Source organism: Bradyrhizobium sp. P5_C11_2, assembly GCF_054049755.1.
The window spans coordinates 1-1,228 of the sequence record NZ_JBFULT010001047.1 but is presented as its reverse complement, the minus strand read 5'-3'; the positions used below and the strand labels follow the sequence as shown (position 1 = coordinate 1,228).

The following is a 1,228-nucleotide window of genomic DNA, read 5'->3' as shown; positions in this document are numbered from 1 at the left end:
GGCTATGGCGCCGGGTGAGGGCTCTCTCCTCTTGGGGGTTCTCGATTGTGGAGATACCCTCTCCCCGACCCTCCCCCGCAAGCGGGGGAGGGAGTGCACCTACGATGCCGCTCAGGCTTCACCGGACAATCTGCATGGACAAAGACGATCCCGTCCTCGTTCGCTTCCGGCAGATGTCGCGGCCGATGCGCGTGCTCTACGCGCGGCCGCGGACGTTCATTTCGCTCGGTTTCGGCATCCTGGTCTGCCTGCTGCTGCCCAGCTCGTTGCGGCTGGCGACGCGGCTCGTGCTCGGCTGGGATGCGTTGATCGCGGTTTATCTCGTGCTGGTCTACAGCATGATGCTGAACAACGATCGCCAGCACATCCGCCGCAGCGCCGCGATGCAGGACGATGGCCGCTTCGTGATCCTGCTGGTGACGGCAATCGGCGCGTTTGCAAGCATCGCGGCAATCGTCGCCGAGCTCGGCGTTCATCGCGGCGCGGTGGAGCTGACGATCGCGATCACCACCATCGCGCTGTCCTGGGCGGCCGTGCACACCACCTTCGCGCTGCATTACGCCCATGACTATTACCGGCATCCGCCGGGCGGCTTGCAGTTCCCGAGCGGCGACAAGGACGACCACGCCGACTATTGGGACTTCGTCTATTTTTCCTTCGTCATCGGCATGACCGCGCAGGTGTCCGACGTCGGCATCACCGACAAGACCATCCGCCGCACCGCGACCGCGCACGGCATTATCTCGTTCATCTACAATACGGCGTTGCTGGCGCTGACGGTGAACATCGCGGCGAGTGCGATTGCGACGTAGATGTCGTCCCGGCGAAGRCCGGGACCCATACCGCGTGATCTATCCTAGATGGCTCGGTGATAGTACCGCGCTACGATAGATAACAGCTAGTCTTCGCCAAATTGCTCCCTGGGGTTATGGGTCCCGGCCTTCGCCGGGACGACATTGGGGAGGCTTTTTCGCCTTCAATTACACACCTCTGCATTGGCGTCGTTGCCGGGGCCGCCGCCGCCGCGATATTCGAGATGGCAACCGCGGCTGACCGGACGGCAGCCGCCGTTATTGCAGAAGACCTGCCCGCCGCCCGCGGCACGGCCGGCGCGAGCCGCAACACCAGCCGCGGCGCCGATTCCGCCCATGCCGCCATAACCGCCGGCGGCGCCGACCTGCCGACGCTGCCGCGCCGGCCGGTCTTCGCTGTCGTCGCGCCGCGAGGT

General features: G+C 65.2%; 1 protein-coding gene and 1 pseudogene. One reads left to right on the top strand and one right to left on the bottom strand.

Annotated features, from left to right (window positions below):
* Positions 1-134: 134 nt before the first annotated feature.
* A complete protein-coding gene (locus tag ACXJL8_RS41550) occupies positions 135-812 on the top strand; it encodes a DUF1345 domain-containing protein (protein WP_456618375.1) in 678 nt (225 codons plus the stop codon).
* 164 nt (positions 813-976) lie between these two features.
* On the opposite strand, the pseudogene ACXJL8_RS41545 reads toward ACXJL8_RS41550, so the two are convergent.
* A pseudogene (locus tag ACXJL8_RS41545) lies at positions 977-1,228 on the bottom strand (caspase family protein); the annotation flags it as partial.

Excerpts from the sequence above, each read along its gene's own strand:
- ACXJL8_RS41550 (WP_456618375.1), top strand. The coding sequence starts at position 135 with ATGGACAAAGACGATCCCGTCCTCGTTCGCTTCCGGCAGATGTCGCGG.